The sequence below is a fragment of the Mycolicibacterium sp. MU0053 genome (genome assembly GCF_963378095.1).
In the GTDB taxonomy this organism is placed as follows: domain Bacteria; phylum Actinomycetota; class Actinomycetes; order Mycobacteriales; family Mycobacteriaceae; genus Mycobacterium; species Mycobacterium burgundiense.
Map to the genome: position 1 here is coordinate 1,776,596 of NZ_OY726397.1, position 14,582 is coordinate 1,791,177.

Sequence of the window (14,582 nt, forward strand, 5' to 3'; positions counted from 1 at the left end):
GGTGGTCGAGTCCGCACACGCACGGCCGCCGTTGGACGGTTTCACCGTCGTCGACCTGTCGAGCGGCATTGCCGGGGCGTATTGCACCAAGCTCCTCGTCGACGCCGGCGCTCAGGTCGTCAAGTTGGAGGACCCCAACGGCGACCAGTTGCGTCGGTGGTCGGCGTCGGACACGCCAATGGCCGACGATGTCGATAGTCCACTGTTTCAGTATCTTTCGGCCTCCAAGTCCAGCATGGTGGTTGATCCTTCCAGTTCGAACGGTATCGCTCGAGCCGGTGACGTCATCCGCAATTCCCACGCTGTCGTGTGGTCGCCGGGATCTGAACTGGCCGCACATCCAGAGCTGGCGCCCGCACGTCTTCGCGAGGCCAATCCGAATCTCATCGTCACCGCGATCACCCCCTTCGGACTGGAGGGGCCATGGGCCGGGCGTGCGGCGTCGGACTTGACTCTGCAGGCATGGTCGGGGGGCATCTGGGCCAGGGGATTGCCGGAGCGGCCACCGGTGTACGTCGGTGGTCGACAGGACCAGTGGGCGGCCGGCATCATGGGTGGTGTCGCCACGCTGCTGGCCAGGATCGCCCAGATCCGGTCGGGTCGCGGTCAACTCGTCGATGTCTCGACTCTTGAAGCGCTGTGCCAGTGGCTATTCGGATACTCGCCGATGACTTGTTTCGACGTGGCCGGAAGCCCGTTGAAGTCAAAAAGGTCGGTGCACGTTCCGGGTGTGGAGGAGACCAGCGACGGCTACGTCGGAACCATGGTCGGGACCGGCCAGCAATGGCTCGACTTCTGCGCCATGGTCGAACACCCCGAGTGGGCGGAGGATCCCTCGCTGCTGCGCGTGGACACCCGCTCGGACAACGGTTCTGCCATCACTGCGCAGATCACCGAATGGACTTCGGCGCGTACCACGGACGAAGTGCGAGAGTTGGCAAGTGCCTTCTTGATCCCCAACTCGCCGATCGGAAACGGCGAAACTCTGCCCCACTTCGACCACTTCATCGCGCGGGGCGCTTTCGTCAAGAATCCCAGCGGCGGATTTCTTCAGCCGACACTCCCTTATACGTTGCACGGTGTCCCGATGCGCGAGTTCGGGCCGGCACCGGCACTGGGCGAGGGTCCGGTCGAGCTGCCGACCGCCGACGATGCCGGCGAAGTTCAGCTCGAAGAGGACAGTGCGCTCGCCGAGCTGCCCCTGTCGGGCATTCGGATACTCGACCTCACCTCGCTGTTCGCCGGCCCGTTCTTCACCCGCCTACTGGGGATGTTCGGCGCCGAAGTCATTCATCTGGAGTCCGTCGGCCGACCTGACCTGTATCGCATGTACTCATTGCGAGACGTCGGTCGTGATCCGCAGTGGCAGGAATGGGTGCCAAACTTCGCGGGTGCCAACACCAACAAGCTCGGGCTCACACTGGATCTGAGCACCGCTCGCGGACACGAGCTCTTCCTCGACCTGGTAGCGACGTGCGATGTGGTGGTCGAAAACTTCAGTGCGAGAGTCATGGACAATCTCAATCTGGGTTACGAAGAACTGCGCCGGCGTCGGCCTGATCTGCTCATGGTCCGGATGCCGGGGTTCGGGTTGGATGGCCCGTGGCGCGGCGTTCCCGCGTTCGCGCCCATCATCGAGGACGCTTCGGGGATCACCTGGCTGACCGGGTACCCGGACGAGAAACCACAGGAAGCGCAGTCCGTCGGCGATCCCAATGCCGCTCTCCATGCGCTGGCGGCCACGCTCATCGCATTGCTGCACCGACGTCGCACCGGTGAGGGAACCTTGGTGGAAGCGCCGATGATCGGGGCGGCGCTCAATATCAGCGCCGAGCAAGTTATCGAATTCAGCGCATCCGGACACTTGATGATGCGGGATGGAAACCGCGGAGTCGCCGCCGCGCCCCAAGGGCTCTATCTCAGTGCCAGCATCGACGAGTTCGGTCAGCGGGACTGTTGGGTAGCGCTCGCCGTTGAAACCGATGAGCAGTGGCATGCGCTCGTCGGGGTCATCCCGGATGTCGATCCTGACGTCGCATTCAACGATGTGCAGGCCCGGCGGAAGAACCATGACGCCATCGACGCGGCAATCAGCAAGTGGTGCGCGACCCGCGGTGCGGACGAAATCGTCGAGGAGCTGTGGCCGGCGGGTGTGCCCGTCGGCAAAGTCATACCCCCACACCGCCAAGGGGATCTCGCGCAGTTACAGGCGCGCCACTTCTTCGAAGCGGTCGAGCACCCGGTTCTCGGCGTAGCTCGGTACGACACCTTCGCGGCGCGTTTCTCTGCCGGCCCGTTCCAGTTCAACCGTGCGCCGGCGCCGACACTGGGGCAGCACAATGCGGTGGTACTTGCCGAGGTTGGGTGTGGCGACGACGATCTGCGTTGCCTTGAAGAAGAGGGTGTCATCGGCACGGATCCGAAAATGGGCTGAATCGCCGCACCGGTGATCGACACACTCTCATTGCGTGTCGTGGGTTGTCTCTTGTGGTCCGTACCGGTACTGATTCCGCAGCGATGGGAGCGACGCATACTGGAATCCGACCCGGCCGTGACGGCACCGTACTAGCAGCCCACGATGCGCTAGGGAGGCAATCGATTGATCATACGAAAGTTGTCGGTGACACTGGCAGGAGTGCTGCTGGCGGCTCCGATGTGCCTGGCCGACTTACCGGTTGCCCAGGCGGAGCCATTGGTCCCCCCGAATCCAGCCGAAACTGCGTACCTCGATCATCTGCGCCGCGTGCTTCCCGGCACCGGAGATCCGCTGGCATTCAACAACGACGGGGAGCTACTCGCCAAGGGCCGTTACGTCTGTTACATGCGCGAAGCCAACGATCTTGTTGGTTACGAGGCGACATTGGTATCTGCAGCCGTGACGCAATTGGCATTCATATACCTGTGCCCGAATTGAACGTCCAGTACCCGCTGAGGCGGGTGCGCCGCGATGGCTGCCCGCATCGCCGGCGCGGCTTGCTGGAGAACCGAATGCGGGGAGACCGGATGCGAGGGCTTGTACGAAAGATCGGCTGCCCCATGATCGCCGTGGCTATTGCCTTGTCGGCAGCGCCGATGGCACAAGCAGACAACGCGACCTTCGTCGCGCAGGCCCGTGCCCTCGGGTTTCAGCAGTGGGACGATGTTCTCATCAGAATGGGGCTGTCCGCCTGCCGATTCCTTCAACCCCACTTGCGCAGGACTCCCAGCGACGTAGCGGCGCACATAAGTCGATACGCGGTCGTCGGCCCAGATCAGGCACACCAGTTCCTGACGCTGTCCGTGAACGAATACTGCCCTCAGTACGCCGACAGGGTGGGCGCCTGAGTTGCCCTTGTCCAGGGCGTGGCTCAATTGGGATGACTCCTGCCCGTGGGAGAATCGCCCTTCCCGGAAGCGTCGACCCCCAGACCGAATGCGTGGCCGGCCTAGGGCCCGGCGCTCTCCACACAGGGGGCGGCCACGGCGGGAGATCGGTTCTGCGTCGAACCAGTATTTCTGATGCGGGTGTCGGTCACGGGGGACTGAGCCACGTCCGAGTCGGGGTGATGAAAAACTTGAACGGGCCACGCGCGCAGTAGGTGCTGGTGTCCGCCATCGTCGCGCAGGTCGTTCCGTTGTAGCTCACGTAGCTGCGCGGTGGAAGGCTGCGTTCCGCCCGTGCGGAGGGAAACTGGAAGCGCAGAAGCGGGTCGTACGAGTCGTGACGGGTCACGATGTTCCCGTTGACCCAACCGATGTGGCTGGTTCCCTGAGGAGCACCACGAATGTCGCCGGTGCATCCAAAGCTTCCGCGATCCCAGATGCCGCAGTTCAGTCCTAGCGGTGAGAGGAACCATACGCCGGCACCGCTGGCGGTAAAGAATTCTTCGGGTGCCGGATTGTCGTAGGAGGTCAGAATCAGCGCCTGATCCGGGTACGGACCAGGCGGGGGATCGGTCGGAGCGTCTGCTTGTGCTGTTGACGACGTGACCGCCAGCAACCCGATCGCGATCGCCGTAGAGATTCGCCAGTACACCCTTGTCTGCCAATGCATGTCGTCAGGGACCTACCTTCTTGGCGCACGCGGCGTTCTCGGAAGCGGACCGCGCGCTGATCGGGTCGTTCACGGTAGAACCCTCTGTTCGGGAAAGAGCGGGCTTCGGTCGTACGACGAATTGGTGTCTGGAGCATGGGGCACGCTGCCGTAGCAAGTCGCGTTCCCTACGTCGAGTGTGCTTTCGCAGAGGGTGTTGCCCCCAACAGAAATGCGTACTGTCACATATTGGCCTTGGAGCACGCGACCCACGGTCGCGGCCGTCCTGAAATTCGGTCGCCAGTCGGCTCGAAGTTCGGCACCGCTATCTGTTGGGCTGAATGGGTCGGCCACCGGAACGGTGATTCGAAAGGGCAGCGGCACGGCGTGCAGCATTTGCTTTCCTGCAAGGTCGCGGTACTCGACCTTTGCCACCATGGGGACAACATCAGAAAAGACCTCGTAGGTCACGTTGTCCTCAGCGTGCGCGGCCGGCGCCCAAACCACTGCCGCGACGGCGGCGCTCGCGCAGGCTGCGATGACGCGGATCCGCGCGCGGGCGCCTGTTTGGGCCACCGCACCAAGGTGTTCAGGCACCGGCCAACACCACCGCGGTCAAGTAGTGGCCAGTCCTTTGATTCTGAATCACGCTGACGCCGTAGTCGGTATAGGAGCAGTCCGGAAGGGTGTCGTAGGCGACGATCAACAGCCCCGCGATCGACTCCGCGTCCGTAACGCCGGCACCCTCGAATTGAACCGCACTGCCGCCGCCGTAGCCGAGATCCTGCAGGATCGGTAACGGATCGGGCACCGGCACGGCGCGCCCGAGGTGATCGAGCCACTTATCGGTCGATCGATTGACGATCTCGGCGGCCTGTTCGACGAACGGGTCCGACCGCAACGGTTCACACGATGCCTGCCGCGCCGTCAGCACCGCAGCCCGGAGACTGTCCACCGAATTCGCCGCTGCCGGAGGCGCCAGCGAAACGCTTGCACAGAGAATGGTGATCGCCGCACCGACCGATGCGACGCCACGCCCGTAGTCCCATGACGCCGCACCTTTGACCGGCCGGCAACGAACCGGTGGAACATCCCGCATCGTCGTCTTCCTTCTACCCGCACACGTGTGACCGGTGGATGTCGCTACCCCACCGCTTTGCTTTTTGGACGGACGGCCCGGTGAACCAGGCGGGCTGATGGGCCTTTATACCGTTGTTGACGTTGGAAAGCTGTTCCCAGAGCTTGTAGAAAGCTTCCCCCTCATAGATGGGGAAGTAGACATCACCGAATGTGTTTCGAGACTGGGTAAGCGCCTGGACGCGTGGCCCCAGGAAGGCCAACGACTTGTCGAGATTGCCGACGACAATATCGACCTGCTGTTGAATGTTGTCGCGGTCGTAATCGAAATCCTTGCCATCCGGGCCGATCCGGTTGAATTGCAATCTGTCTATTTGGTCCCGGAGCGTGGCGTACTGGAGGTTGTACCACTGGCACATTTCGCTCATGGCAGTGATATCTGCGTTCGTCACACGGTCCCTTGTTTGATCGTATGGGAACGGAAATTTCGGAGTCCAATTCGACGGCGTCGGTGTGACTACTGGGAAGGCCCGGATCAGATCGCTGTTTGAGGGCTGGTCGGGCGGGGATGGCGGGTCGGGTGGATAGGCACCGGCTGTCTGCCCCAGCATCACGGCGGCCGCTGACAGCAGCAGCACGCCAGCCGTGCCGGCCAGGGCTTTACGAACTCGCTCGCGGATCATCTCGGTCCCACGACCTTCCCGACTCCGCCCACATCAGTGATCTGCCAAGCACTATTGCTGTCAATCGTCACGCTGTACGTCGCGGTCGACTGCAGCGCTTCGGAGGCCTGAACGGTCTTGGTTTGAACACTGACAAAACAATCCACAACATAAATGCCGTCGGCATTGGAGCGGACCTTGGCCACCAGCGGTTCGGCTGTCGAAGCCCATTCCAACGGAACCATGATTTGTTCCATGGATGTGGCTGCTTCGGTCAACTTGCCATTGAGTTCGGGGCTGGTGCCCGCCACGAGCGCGACCTTCCAAGGCTTCAGGTCCTTGTAGTTCATCGTCGCTGCGTTGACTGCATAGTCGAGAGCGATCTTCTCGGCGCGTGCGCTGTCGGCCGACCGGCTGGCCTGCGCATCGAGTTGGTGCTGCGCACCGATGTACAACCACGCCAAGGTCGCCACCGCTGCGAGCAGTAAGGCCACCACCGCCCCGGTCACCAAGCTACGAACACCGATATTGATCGACCGACGCTGCCGGGATGGCTGCACGTCGGCCGGCGCTTCATCTACCCGCGGGTCAGCCGGAGCGACATCTCCCCGCGCGCCGGATTCCTCAGCGGCGGGCGCGGCCGGATCCGTTTCGGTCTTGATGGGTTCTGCAGCGTTGCTGATGCTATCTGCCATGATCGTTCCTTCCCGATTGCACGTCCGCTCGGCACCTTTCATGTGTTTAGGGTGGGAGCACACGCAACGTAATGGTCCCGTCAGGCGGTACCGCGGCCAACATGTTTTCCAGAATCTGACCGGTATCAAAGTTCATCAGTGTAGCGGCGATCACGTTCAGTTTCGGCAACATTGCCTCACCCAAAATTTTGAGGTCACCGCCGGCAATATCCAGGAAATTCTGAATTCTGGCGATCAAGTTATTGAAATTCGTGATGTTCTCCGGTTCGCCGCGGTGCAGGAACGTCGGAATTCCTTTGAACATGTCCTGGGACCATTTGAAGGTCTCGTCAAGTGACGGTGTGAGGCCATCAAGCACGGGACCGACCCACTCCGCGTTGTGGAGCAGCCCTTGAAAATTGTCGAGCAGCACCTGCCCGCGACCGCGCATGTCGGTCGCGGTGTTTCGCAGCAATACGGTGGTGCGCGACAGATTGGGCAGCGTCGACGTGGGGTCCGGCAGTGCGGCATCGAGCTCGTGCAGGATGCGTGTCACCGCTTCGACATCAAGCTGGTCAAGTACTCGCACGACGCTGGTCGCCAGCTCCGAAATCGACGGCGGCTGCGTGATCGCTTCGGTGGCGATACGCTGCCCGTCTTGCAGGACGGGTCCGCCCTCACTGCGGGGGATCAGGGCGATGTATGACTCGCCGAGTGCCGACAGATTCTCGAGCCGTATCTCGCTGTCGACCGGAACCCGGTAGCGGCGATCAATCCAGAAGTCGACGGTTGCCGATTGGACGGTCGCACTGGTGTTGCTGACCTTGCCAACCGGGACCCCCCGCAGCAACACATTCGAACCTGTAACCAGGCTGTTCGTCTCGGGTAGGTCCATGGACAGGTTGGTGCGTTCAGCGGGCGGGTTCACCCGGATCCCGAGCGCGCCGAAGTAGCCGAGGACAAATACGATGATAAGGGCGAAGGCGCTGAACGACACGACATCACGCAGCCTCATGGCACCGCCCCCAAAATGCGCAGCACGTCTTGCACATCGCCTGACATCTCCCGCCCGTCCGGTGCCACTATCGAAGTGATGTTGATGGCCGGGTACTTGTCCTGTGGAATGAAAAAGTCTGTGAGCAGCCGCCGGTACTTGGGTATCTCCTCTTCGAAGTTGATCTTCGACCGCTGAACGGTTCCGACCGTTTCCGCCATTGAGTTCAGGAACGGGACGAGCCAGAATCCGCCGGCCGCCACGCTGCCGACGCCAGGGAGAAGTCTGCTGATGGTATTCGCGGGAATGACGATCCGCTCCAGACTCAGCTGTCCCCTCGGCGACAACAGGAGTTCTATTTGCGGAATGCGGCTGTGCCACATCTCGCCCATGTGGGACACGCCGTCAAGCAACTTGTCGACTTGATCGATGTTGTCCGACAGGTCTGAAAGGTTGGTGACAACGCGGGAGCTGAGTCGGCGCACCTCGTCGCTCGGTGGTGTCAAACGATTGATGCGGACCACCGTGTTCTGTGCGCGTTGTACAGACCCGCTCCCCACAAAAGCCGCGAGGCTGGCAAGGGTGTCTTCCAACTGCGGTGGGGACGTCGTCTGGGCTACCGGAATCCGATCGCGCGGTCCCAGCGCGGGTGCCGGCGGATCGCCTGATTCAGGTTCAGCGATAGCAACGTAGATGTCGCCCAGCACGGTGGCTTGCTCAAGTGCCGCTTGGGCGTTCGAGGGGACCGCGACGCCCGAACCGATGCGTGCGGTGACATCGACATGACGGCTCGTCATTGTCACACCCGTGACCACTCCGACCGTCACACCGTTGAACGCAACCCTTGCGCGGTCCGGCAGGTTGAGCACATCCTCGAATTCGAGGGTGATGTCGTACCCGTCGCGATAGGAATTGCCTGGCTGCGGTAGCGAGTTGACATCCAGCACGGCGCAGGACGACAGGGCAACAACGCCGGCCAGGGCCAGTGCGGTGCGGGTGATTTGACGTTTCATCGGTGTGCCGCCTGAGTCAGGACGTACTGCAATAGCGCAACGTCGACTGCGTAGGGCATTCCGGCCACGTTGGCGCAGCTGCCCGGCATCGCGGCGTTCATGTAGCCGCACTGTGCCCAGCCGTCGGGGGTTCGTACGCGATACAAAGGTGGGCGGTACCGGATGGTGAACGCCGCGGCTCCAGAGTTCCCACGGCTTTCCGCAAAGTTTGTGAGCCCGTTGATCAATCGGGGCCCGACATTCAGGAGGCTGGCGTAGAAGGGCGCACGCGGCGAGATCTTGCGCACCGTGACGGATACCGTGTCGAGGGTTTGCTGGACCTCGCCGCCGAGTTGCGTCTCCAGATCGGCGACCATGGTGATGAGCGGTATGAGTCCGTGGAACAATTTGTCCGCGCCCAGCACGGTCGATGCAATGTCGGGTCCCACCTGCTCCAACCCTTCGAGCGTGGCTCGCGCGGTCGGTTCGATCGCCCGGACCGTCGAGGTCAGCTCGGCAAGATTCTTCATGATGGCGCCGATGTCGCCGATCGCTTGATCGGGCGAGTCGAGCAGCGCCGACGTCCGGGTCAGCAGCTGGTTGATGTCGGTTCCCTGATCCCGCAGCGCCTGATCGACGCCGGTGACGACGTCACCGATGTTCGTGGACCCATCGGGGATGATCGCGTTGGTGAATTCGGTCGATGCCCCGATGACCTCGGACAGGCTCTTCGGGGTGAACGTTCGGCCCAAGGCAATGCAGCCACCCGGCGGCAGCGGCGTTCCCCCCTCGAAGTTTCCGACGAGTTCGATCGCGCGGTCGGCGAGCAGCGAGTCCGACCGGATGACAGCCTGAACGTCATCGGGGAGGGCGCGCGTCTGGTTCACCACGAAATCCACCCGGACACTGAGATTTTCAGGCGTGATGGCGGTGACCTTGCCGATTGCCATACCCATCTGGGTTACCGGGTTGTCGACATACAACCCCACAGCGTCCGGCATGATCGCGCAATACTCGGCCTGCGGTGCTTGCAAGGCAGTCGGCGCACAGGAGAGGCACAAGAGAGCCAGGGGCGCCGCGACCAGTGACGTGACCACCGCCCGGCCGGCCCGATACGAACTCGAGGCGCTCATCAGCACGGACTTCCCGGCAGCGGCATACACAGGTCGGTCGCCAACAATGCGGGGCGCGCGTTCTGCGCATCGAGGATACGGTCGAACAAGTTCTGAGTCCGTTGCAACGCGCGCACCACCAAGCCATTGCGTTCTACGGATAGTCGAGCCCGATGCTGGTACTGGCGGAGCTTCTCCACGAATTCGCTGCGATGAGCTTCATACGCGTCTGCAACTGGTCTGATCGCCAGTAGCGTCTCGCCCAGGCCGTCGATCTGCGCCTCGAGTCCCTTGCCGTAAAGCATAAGGGTCTGCGTCACAATGGACATCTTGCGGACCAACTCGGCAATCTCGTCGCGATGATCGTTCAGGGCACCGATGTACTCGTTGGAGACATCCAAGATTGCGGCCACCTGTCCTCGTTGCTGTTCGATGGTCGTCATAAGGGAGTTCCCAGCGTCAATGGCAGCAGCAATCGCTTCCACATTCGTACCGATGAGTCCTCGCTGTATTTCGTCGAGTGACGCCTTGATCGGCTTCGGATCGACGTTCTGGGTAAGCTTTGTCGTGCCACTGAGAGCCTGCATCAGGTTGTAGGGCATGGTCACGCGCTCAAGTGGAACAGGCTCGGAGTCCAAGGGTTTGTCACCGAGGGAAGTGACGTTCACGTAGTAACCGCCGACGACAGTGAGCATCCGGACGTCCACCTGCGACTGGTCGCCGACAAAAGCGTCATTGTTGAGACGCATCTGGACCCGTACCCGATCTGGCTCCAATTCGAGCTCGTCGACGGTCCCCACCTTGATACCGGCCATCCGCACTTCGTCTCCGGCGCGAATCGAGGCGGCATCGACGGTGTAAAAAGTAACGATTTTGCTCTGCCCGGGCGGGTTGTAGTAAACGTAGGCGAGCACGAGTGAGACCACGATTGCGAACGCAATTCCACCCGCTCCCAACGCGATCGGGCTGCGCAGCATTTTCATCGGTTGCATAGCACCACCCGCGTGCCGTTCAGCAGTACGTCCATGGTTTCGGGCAGCTGGGCGGGTCCGCGAGTACACGGCTCTGGCTCTCCTTCTCGCCCGGGGGGCGGGACGTTTTCATACATCACCGGCACCAGCTCGATCGCCTCAAAGAAGTTGTCCAAGTTGCTGAAGGCGCGGTCCAGCGCCTGGTCGACATTGATTCCCGGCTGCAGACCGGCGTTATGCAGCAGCCGGACCGTTGGGGCGAAGAACGCATCGCCATAGAGCCAGGCCTTACGGAACTCGTCTCGCACCGCGAGAATGGAGTCGATCGGCTGCTCGACCAGATCTATCAGGTCGATCAACTCTCTCGATTTGCCGTCGATGGCGTCGGCCACGTCTTTGAGATTGCGCATCAAGGTGGCCACCACTTCTTGGCGGTCCGATACGAACTCAGTGAGCTTGTGGAAGCTCTCCAGCAGCGGGCCCAGACCGTTTCCATCGCCGGACAGGAAGGACGCTGCATTTGCCGTGAAGATGTCGATCTCGTCGGGGCTCAACGTCGCAAGCACGGGTTGTAATCCGTTGAAAAGCGCGGTGATGTCGAAGGAGGGCTGCGTCATGCTGGTGGGCACTCGCGTCACCAGATCGTTTTCCGCATAGCCCTCTGCTGAGTTCAGTACATCGAGATATCGCACCCCGGTGAGAGCCTGGTACTTGATCGCTATCCTCGTGATGGGCACGACACCGTATCGCGTGTCCAGGGTCAATCTGACCGCGGCAACGTTTTGCCCATCACGCCGTTCCAGCTCGATCGACTCAACCTTGCCGACTCGAACCCCGCGGACCCGAACATCACCGTCCTCGTGCAGGCCCGAGGCATCAGTGAACTCGGCAACATACGTGCGCGTATGCGTCGCCACGGGTTTGATGAGGATGTTCGCAAGCATGATCAGCAATACGACAGCCACACCCGCGCTGAGTGCGAGGCGCCACAGCGCCGCGGACGGCTTCATGATCATTGTTCGGGCCCCTTCTCCGCGACGCCGGGGAGTGTCGACGCAGCAGGTGGTGGCGGCATCACCCCCAGGGGAGCGGCCACACCGGGAAGGCTGTCCAACAGAATTCGGACTCGCAAAGCCCGCTGTTCGCCCGTTCCGGCGTACAGCGTTTCGAACCGGGAGCGCATCTCCGCCAGAGTGTGTGCGACATCGTCAGGCCGCAGCAAGGGCGGAACCGTATCGGTCACGGATTTGAGGCCGTCGATCATGGGCAGCAAGTCATCGACATGGCTCGACTCGAGCTTTCCGACCGCGGCGAACAGCCCTTCCGATGCGATATCCAGATACTTCGTCATTACGTTGTGCACGTAATCTTCGGATTCGTCGGCAAAGTCCTTCACTGACACGTCGGCAACGAAGGGCGGCGCTGTTCTGGGCCCCGATGTTTCCGGTGCCGGCGCCGAATTCCGCTCGGGATAATAATCAAAATCGGCATGTCGCGCGCCACCATCGATGAACGCTCGAACGACGGGCGGCAGCGCTGCCATCGACGACGCGGTGTTGGTCAAGAGGTGTGCCGTGGAGACCGTTTGTACGTTTGCCACCGCCGTCGTTGTGATCAGTAGCGTCTCGAACAGCGGGTTCAACCCGTCGGTATATCGCGTCGCCCGGTCGACGACTTGGATCAGCTGAGGAGTCAGGGCGGCCTCGGACACCGCTCCGAGTTGTGATAACAACTGCGACAGAGTGAAGTTTCCTTTCGGAACCAGACTGATCTGACTTCCGTCGCGCAGTGGCTCGCCATCTGGAGCTGGTGTGATGTTGACACCGGGAACGCCGAAATAGTTGATCGGCCGGAAATCAACGGCCATCGCGTCGGTGACTCCTGTGACCGGCTGCTTCTGCAGGGCGGTGTCCAGCCGAACACCCCCACCCGGTAGTGAGGCCACGGCTGTGACCTCGCCGACCTCGACTCCGTGCATGACCACCGCCGATCCAGGTTTGACGCCCTGGCCCACATATGGGGTCTCGATTGCTACGGATATCCGGTCGTGTTGGCGACCACCAAATGGGTTTACCGCAACGAGCACCACGGCCAGGACGACGCAGCACACGAACGCCGTACCGACGAGCACCAGGGCCCGTTCCTGAGATTCCGCTGATCTGTGTAACATTCGCGGCCCTACCCCTTGAATATGTATTCGGGCTGGAGACCCCACAGCAGCACGGTGGTGGTGAGATCGAGGATCATGATTGTCACCAGGCTTGCGCGCACCGCGCGACCGGATGCTTGGCCGACGCCGACGGGCCCACCCGAAGCGAAGTAACCGTAATAGCAATGGATCAACGTCGCCGCGATGCAGTACGTGGCTGCCTTGATGACGGAGTAGGTGAGATCAGCCGGCGTCAGGAATTGGATGAAGTAGTGGTCGTAGGTACCGCCGGGCTCGTTGTGCAACACGGTGACCACCGTGTCCAACACGAGAAATGTTGTCACGAGCGTCAGCAGGTATCCCGGTAGCACGCACAGCATCCCGCCGATCAGGCGAGTGCCGACGACGAATGGGATCGGCCTGATCCCCATCGCGTCGAGGGCATCGATCTCTTCCGAGATGCGCATGGAACCGATTTCGGCCGTCATCCTGGTGCCCGCTTGCGCGGTGAACGCGATGCCGGCCACCAGCGGTCCGATGACGCGAACCGCGCTGATCCCGCCGATGAGACCGGCTAGCCCCTCAAAGCCGATGATGTTCAAGACCGCGAGCGCCTCTACAGCCACCGAAGCGCCGACCGCGACACCGAGGATCAACAGCACGCTGATCGTGCCGCCGTCCACGATGAGCGAGCCGCGGCCCCAGGAAAGACTGATGGTCGCCCGCAACGTCTCGCGCGTGTACTTGCGCACCGTCAGCGGCAGATACCAGAAGGTCTCGCCGATGAACACCACCCACTGCCCGACTTCGCGGAACGGCCTACGGATCACCCGCATCGATGCGATGCGGGTGTGTAGAAGCGTGGACGCGGTCATCACGCGATCGCCATCGGGAAGAACATCGTCTGGACCTGGGTTATCGCGAGGTTCGCGAAGACGATGCAGACGACGTTGATCACCACCGCGGCGCTGACGGCATCGGCCACACCCCGTGGTCCGCCTTTGGCTTCCATACCTCGCTGCGCCGACACTATGGCCACTATCGCACCGAATACGACAGTCTTGCCGATGGCGAACCAGACGTCGGTCATCTTCGCAAACGTCCCGAATGACATCCAGAAGCTGCCGGGGGCAACATCATTGACCGCGATCGACAGAACGAACGCGGCCGCGGTCCCGGCGGAAATGATGAGTATGCACAAGATGGGAGAGATCAAGATCAGTGCCACGAACCGGGGCACGACCAGCCGGCGCACCGGGTCTATGCCCAGTACCCGCATGGCGTCGAGTTCCTCGCGAATCGCACGCGCGCCGAAGTCGGAGGCGATGGCCGAAGCTGCGGCCCCGCCCATCAGGAATCCCGCGGTGATGGGTGCGCCCTGCCGAACCACGCCGACGCCACTCGCGGCGCCCAGCAGCGCGGTCGCGCCGATCTGAGCGACCAATCCTGATGTCACGACCGTGACCATCGCGCCGAACGGGACAGCCATCAGAAGCGCGGGCGTCGCTGTCACTTTGAGCAGCACCCATGCTTGCCACAGAACTTCGCCGATCGGCAGGCGGAACGAAAGGGTGTCGGTGATCGCATAGCGCAGCACTTGGATGACGAGACCTATGCCGCGACCCGTCGTGCCTACCGCACGTATCGGCGTCTGGCCCGCTCGCAGTCCCATCTGCCCGGTCGCGACTAATGCACGGGGTAATGCTTGGTGCGGCCCAACGTTATTGATGCGACTGGCCACGCAGCACCCTCGTTTCGCTGCCAGGTGGGTGACCACTCGATTGCAAGACCGAGAACCGGCGCGCCACGGCACTGAGGCGGATGGGGATATGCACGGGTGGAGAGTAGAACGTGACTGCTGGTAAATGGCTCCGTACTGTTACGGAGGTGCGGTCGAACCGCCGCTGCCGGCTGAACTGCTCCGCGAGCGTGATAGGCA

Annotated in this window: 16 protein-coding genes; 3 read left to right on the forward strand and 13 right to left on the reverse strand. The window is 62.0% G+C overall.

What is annotated here, in order from left to right:
• Position 1 precedes the first annotated feature (1 nt).
• The 3 genes from RCP80_RS08400 to RCP80_RS08410 all read left to right on the forward strand — a co-directional run bounded on the left by RCP80_RS08400 (position 2) and on the right by RCP80_RS08410 (position 3,324).
• Positions 2-2,434, forward strand: coding sequence for a CaiB/BaiF CoA transferase family protein (locus RCP80_RS08400; RefSeq protein ID WP_373693470.1), 2,433 nt, complete (start codon positions 2-4; stop codon positions 2,432-2,434).
• A 186-nt stretch (positions 2,435-2,620) separates the two neighbouring features.
• Positions 2,621-2,914, forward strand: a complete 294-nt coding sequence (locus RCP80_RS08405) for a hypothetical protein (RefSeq protein ID WP_308482753.1) — start codon at positions 2,621-2,623, stop codon at positions 2,912-2,914.
• A gap of 158 nt (positions 2,915-3,072) precedes the next feature.
• Positions 3,073-3,324: a DUF732 domain-containing protein gene (locus tag RCP80_RS08410; protein WP_308482754.1), complete on the forward strand. Its 252-nt coding sequence runs from the start codon at positions 3,073-3,075 to the stop codon at positions 3,322-3,324.
• 187 nt (positions 3,325-3,511) lie between these two features.
• On the opposite strand, the gene RCP80_RS08415 is transcribed toward RCP80_RS08410, so the two are convergent.
• The 13 genes from RCP80_RS08415 to RCP80_RS08475 form a co-directional block, all read right to left on the reverse strand.
• Complete coding sequence (locus RCP80_RS08415) at positions 3,512-4,015, reverse strand: hypothetical protein (RefSeq protein WP_308481896.1); 504 nt, start codon at positions 4,013-4,015, stop codon at positions 3,512-3,514.
• Between the two features lie 87 nt (positions 4,016-4,102).
• The gene (locus tag RCP80_RS08420) at positions 4,103-4,609 is read right to left on the reverse strand and encodes a hypothetical protein (RefSeq protein WP_308481897.1); all 507 of its coding nucleotides are present in this window, start codon (positions 4,607-4,609) and stop codon (positions 4,103-4,105) included.
• Positions 4,602-4,967 (reverse strand): hypothetical protein, encoded by a 366-nt coding sequence (locus RCP80_RS08425; protein ID WP_308481898.1) that lies wholly within the window; start codon positions 4,965-4,967, stop codon positions 4,602-4,604. The genes RCP80_RS08420 and RCP80_RS08425 overlap by 8 nt, the downstream gene beginning before the upstream one ends.
• Before the next feature lie 157 nt (positions 4,968-5,124).
• On the reverse strand, positions 5,125-5,772 hold the full coding sequence (locus RCP80_RS08430; RefSeq protein ID WP_373693471.1) for a hypothetical protein: 648 nt from the start codon (positions 5,770-5,772) through the stop codon (positions 5,125-5,127).
• Positions 5,769-6,446: a hypothetical protein gene (locus RCP80_RS08435; RefSeq protein WP_308481899.1), complete on the reverse strand. Its 678-nt coding sequence runs from the start codon at positions 6,444-6,446 to the stop codon at positions 5,769-5,771. Before RCP80_RS08435 ends, RCP80_RS08430 begins: the two co-directional genes overlap by 4 nt.
• 46 nt (positions 6,447-6,492) lie before the next feature.
• A complete protein-coding gene (locus RCP80_RS08440) occupies positions 6,493-7,440 on the reverse strand; it encodes an MlaD family protein (protein ID WP_308481900.1) in 948 nt (315 codons plus the stop codon).
• Positions 7,437-8,432, reverse strand: coding sequence for an MlaD family protein (locus tag RCP80_RS08445; RefSeq protein WP_308481901.1), 996 nt, complete (start codon positions 8,430-8,432; stop codon positions 7,437-7,439). The genes RCP80_RS08440 and RCP80_RS08445 overlap by 4 nt, the downstream gene beginning before the upstream one ends.
• Entirely contained in the window at positions 8,429-9,544 is a 1,116-nt protein-coding gene (locus RCP80_RS08450) for an MlaD family protein (protein WP_308481902.1), read from the reverse strand. The genes RCP80_RS08445 and RCP80_RS08450 overlap by 4 nt, the downstream gene beginning before the upstream one ends.
• Complete coding sequence (locus tag RCP80_RS08455) at positions 9,544-10,515, reverse strand: MlaD family protein (protein WP_308481903.1); 972 nt, start codon at positions 10,513-10,515, stop codon at positions 9,544-9,546. The genes RCP80_RS08450 and RCP80_RS08455 overlap by 1 nt, the downstream gene beginning before the upstream one ends.
• On the reverse strand, positions 10,503-11,507 hold the full coding sequence (locus tag RCP80_RS08460; RefSeq protein ID WP_308482756.1) for an MlaD family protein: 1,005 nt from the start codon (positions 11,505-11,507) through the stop codon (positions 10,503-10,505). The genes RCP80_RS08455 and RCP80_RS08460 overlap by 13 nt, the downstream gene beginning before the upstream one ends.
• Positions 11,507-12,625 carry an MlaD family protein gene (locus RCP80_RS08465; RefSeq protein ID WP_308481904.1) on the reverse strand — a complete coding sequence of 373 codons (1,119 nt, stop codon included), beginning with the start codon at positions 12,623-12,625 and terminating at the stop codon, positions 11,507-11,509. The genes RCP80_RS08460 and RCP80_RS08465 overlap by 1 nt, the downstream gene beginning before the upstream one ends.
• 47 nt (positions 12,626-12,672) lie before the next feature.
• Positions 12,673-13,518, reverse strand: coding sequence for an MlaE family ABC transporter permease (locus tag RCP80_RS08470; RefSeq protein WP_308481905.1), 846 nt, complete (start codon positions 13,516-13,518; stop codon positions 12,673-12,675).
• Positions 13,518-14,315 carry an ABC transporter permease gene (locus RCP80_RS08475; RefSeq protein WP_373693513.1) on the reverse strand — a complete coding sequence of 266 codons (798 nt, stop codon included), beginning with the start codon at positions 14,313-14,315 and terminating at the stop codon, positions 13,518-13,520. The genes RCP80_RS08470 and RCP80_RS08475 overlap by 1 nt, the downstream gene beginning before the upstream one ends.
• Positions 14,316-14,582: the final 267 nt, after the last annotated feature.

What these genes read in the sequence shown, in the direction of transcription:
- RCP80_RS08440 (WP_308481900.1), bottom strand. Translation starts at nt 7,440, where the DNA reads ATGAGGCTGCGTGATGTCGTGTCGTTCAGCGCCTTCGCCCTTATCATC.
- RCP80_RS08450 (WP_308481902.1), bottom strand. Translation starts at nt 9,544, where the DNA reads ATGAGCGCCTCGAGTTCGTATCGGGCCGGCCGGGCGGTGGTCACGTCA.
- RCP80_RS08445 (WP_308481901.1), bottom strand. Translation starts at nt 8,432, where the DNA reads ATGAAACGTCAAATCACCCGCACCGCACTGGCCCTGGCCGGCGTTGTT.
- RCP80_RS08455 (WP_308481903.1), bottom strand. Translation starts at nt 10,515, where the DNA reads ATGCAACCGATGAAAATGCTGCGCAGCCCGATCGCGTTGGGAGCGGGT.
- RCP80_RS08470 (WP_308481905.1), bottom strand. Translation starts at nt 13,518, where the DNA reads ATGACCGCGTCCACGCTTCTACACACCCGCATCGCATCGATGCGGGTG.
- RCP80_RS08410 (WP_308482754.1), top strand. Translation starts at nt 3,073, where the DNA reads ATGGCACAAGCAGACAACGCGACCTTCGTCGCGCAGGCCCGTGCCCTC.
- RCP80_RS08430 (WP_373693471.1), bottom strand. Translation starts at nt 5,772, where the DNA reads ATGATCCGCGAGCGAGTTCGTAAAGCCCTGGCCGGCACGGCTGGCGTG.
- RCP80_RS08435 (WP_308481899.1), bottom strand. Translation starts at nt 6,446, where the DNA reads ATGGCAGATAGCATCAGCAACGCTGCAGAACCCATCAAGACCGAAACG.
- RCP80_RS08475 (WP_373693513.1), bottom strand. Translation starts at nt 14,315, where the DNA reads ATGGGACTGCGAGCGGGCCAGACGCCGATACGTGCGGTAGGCACGACG.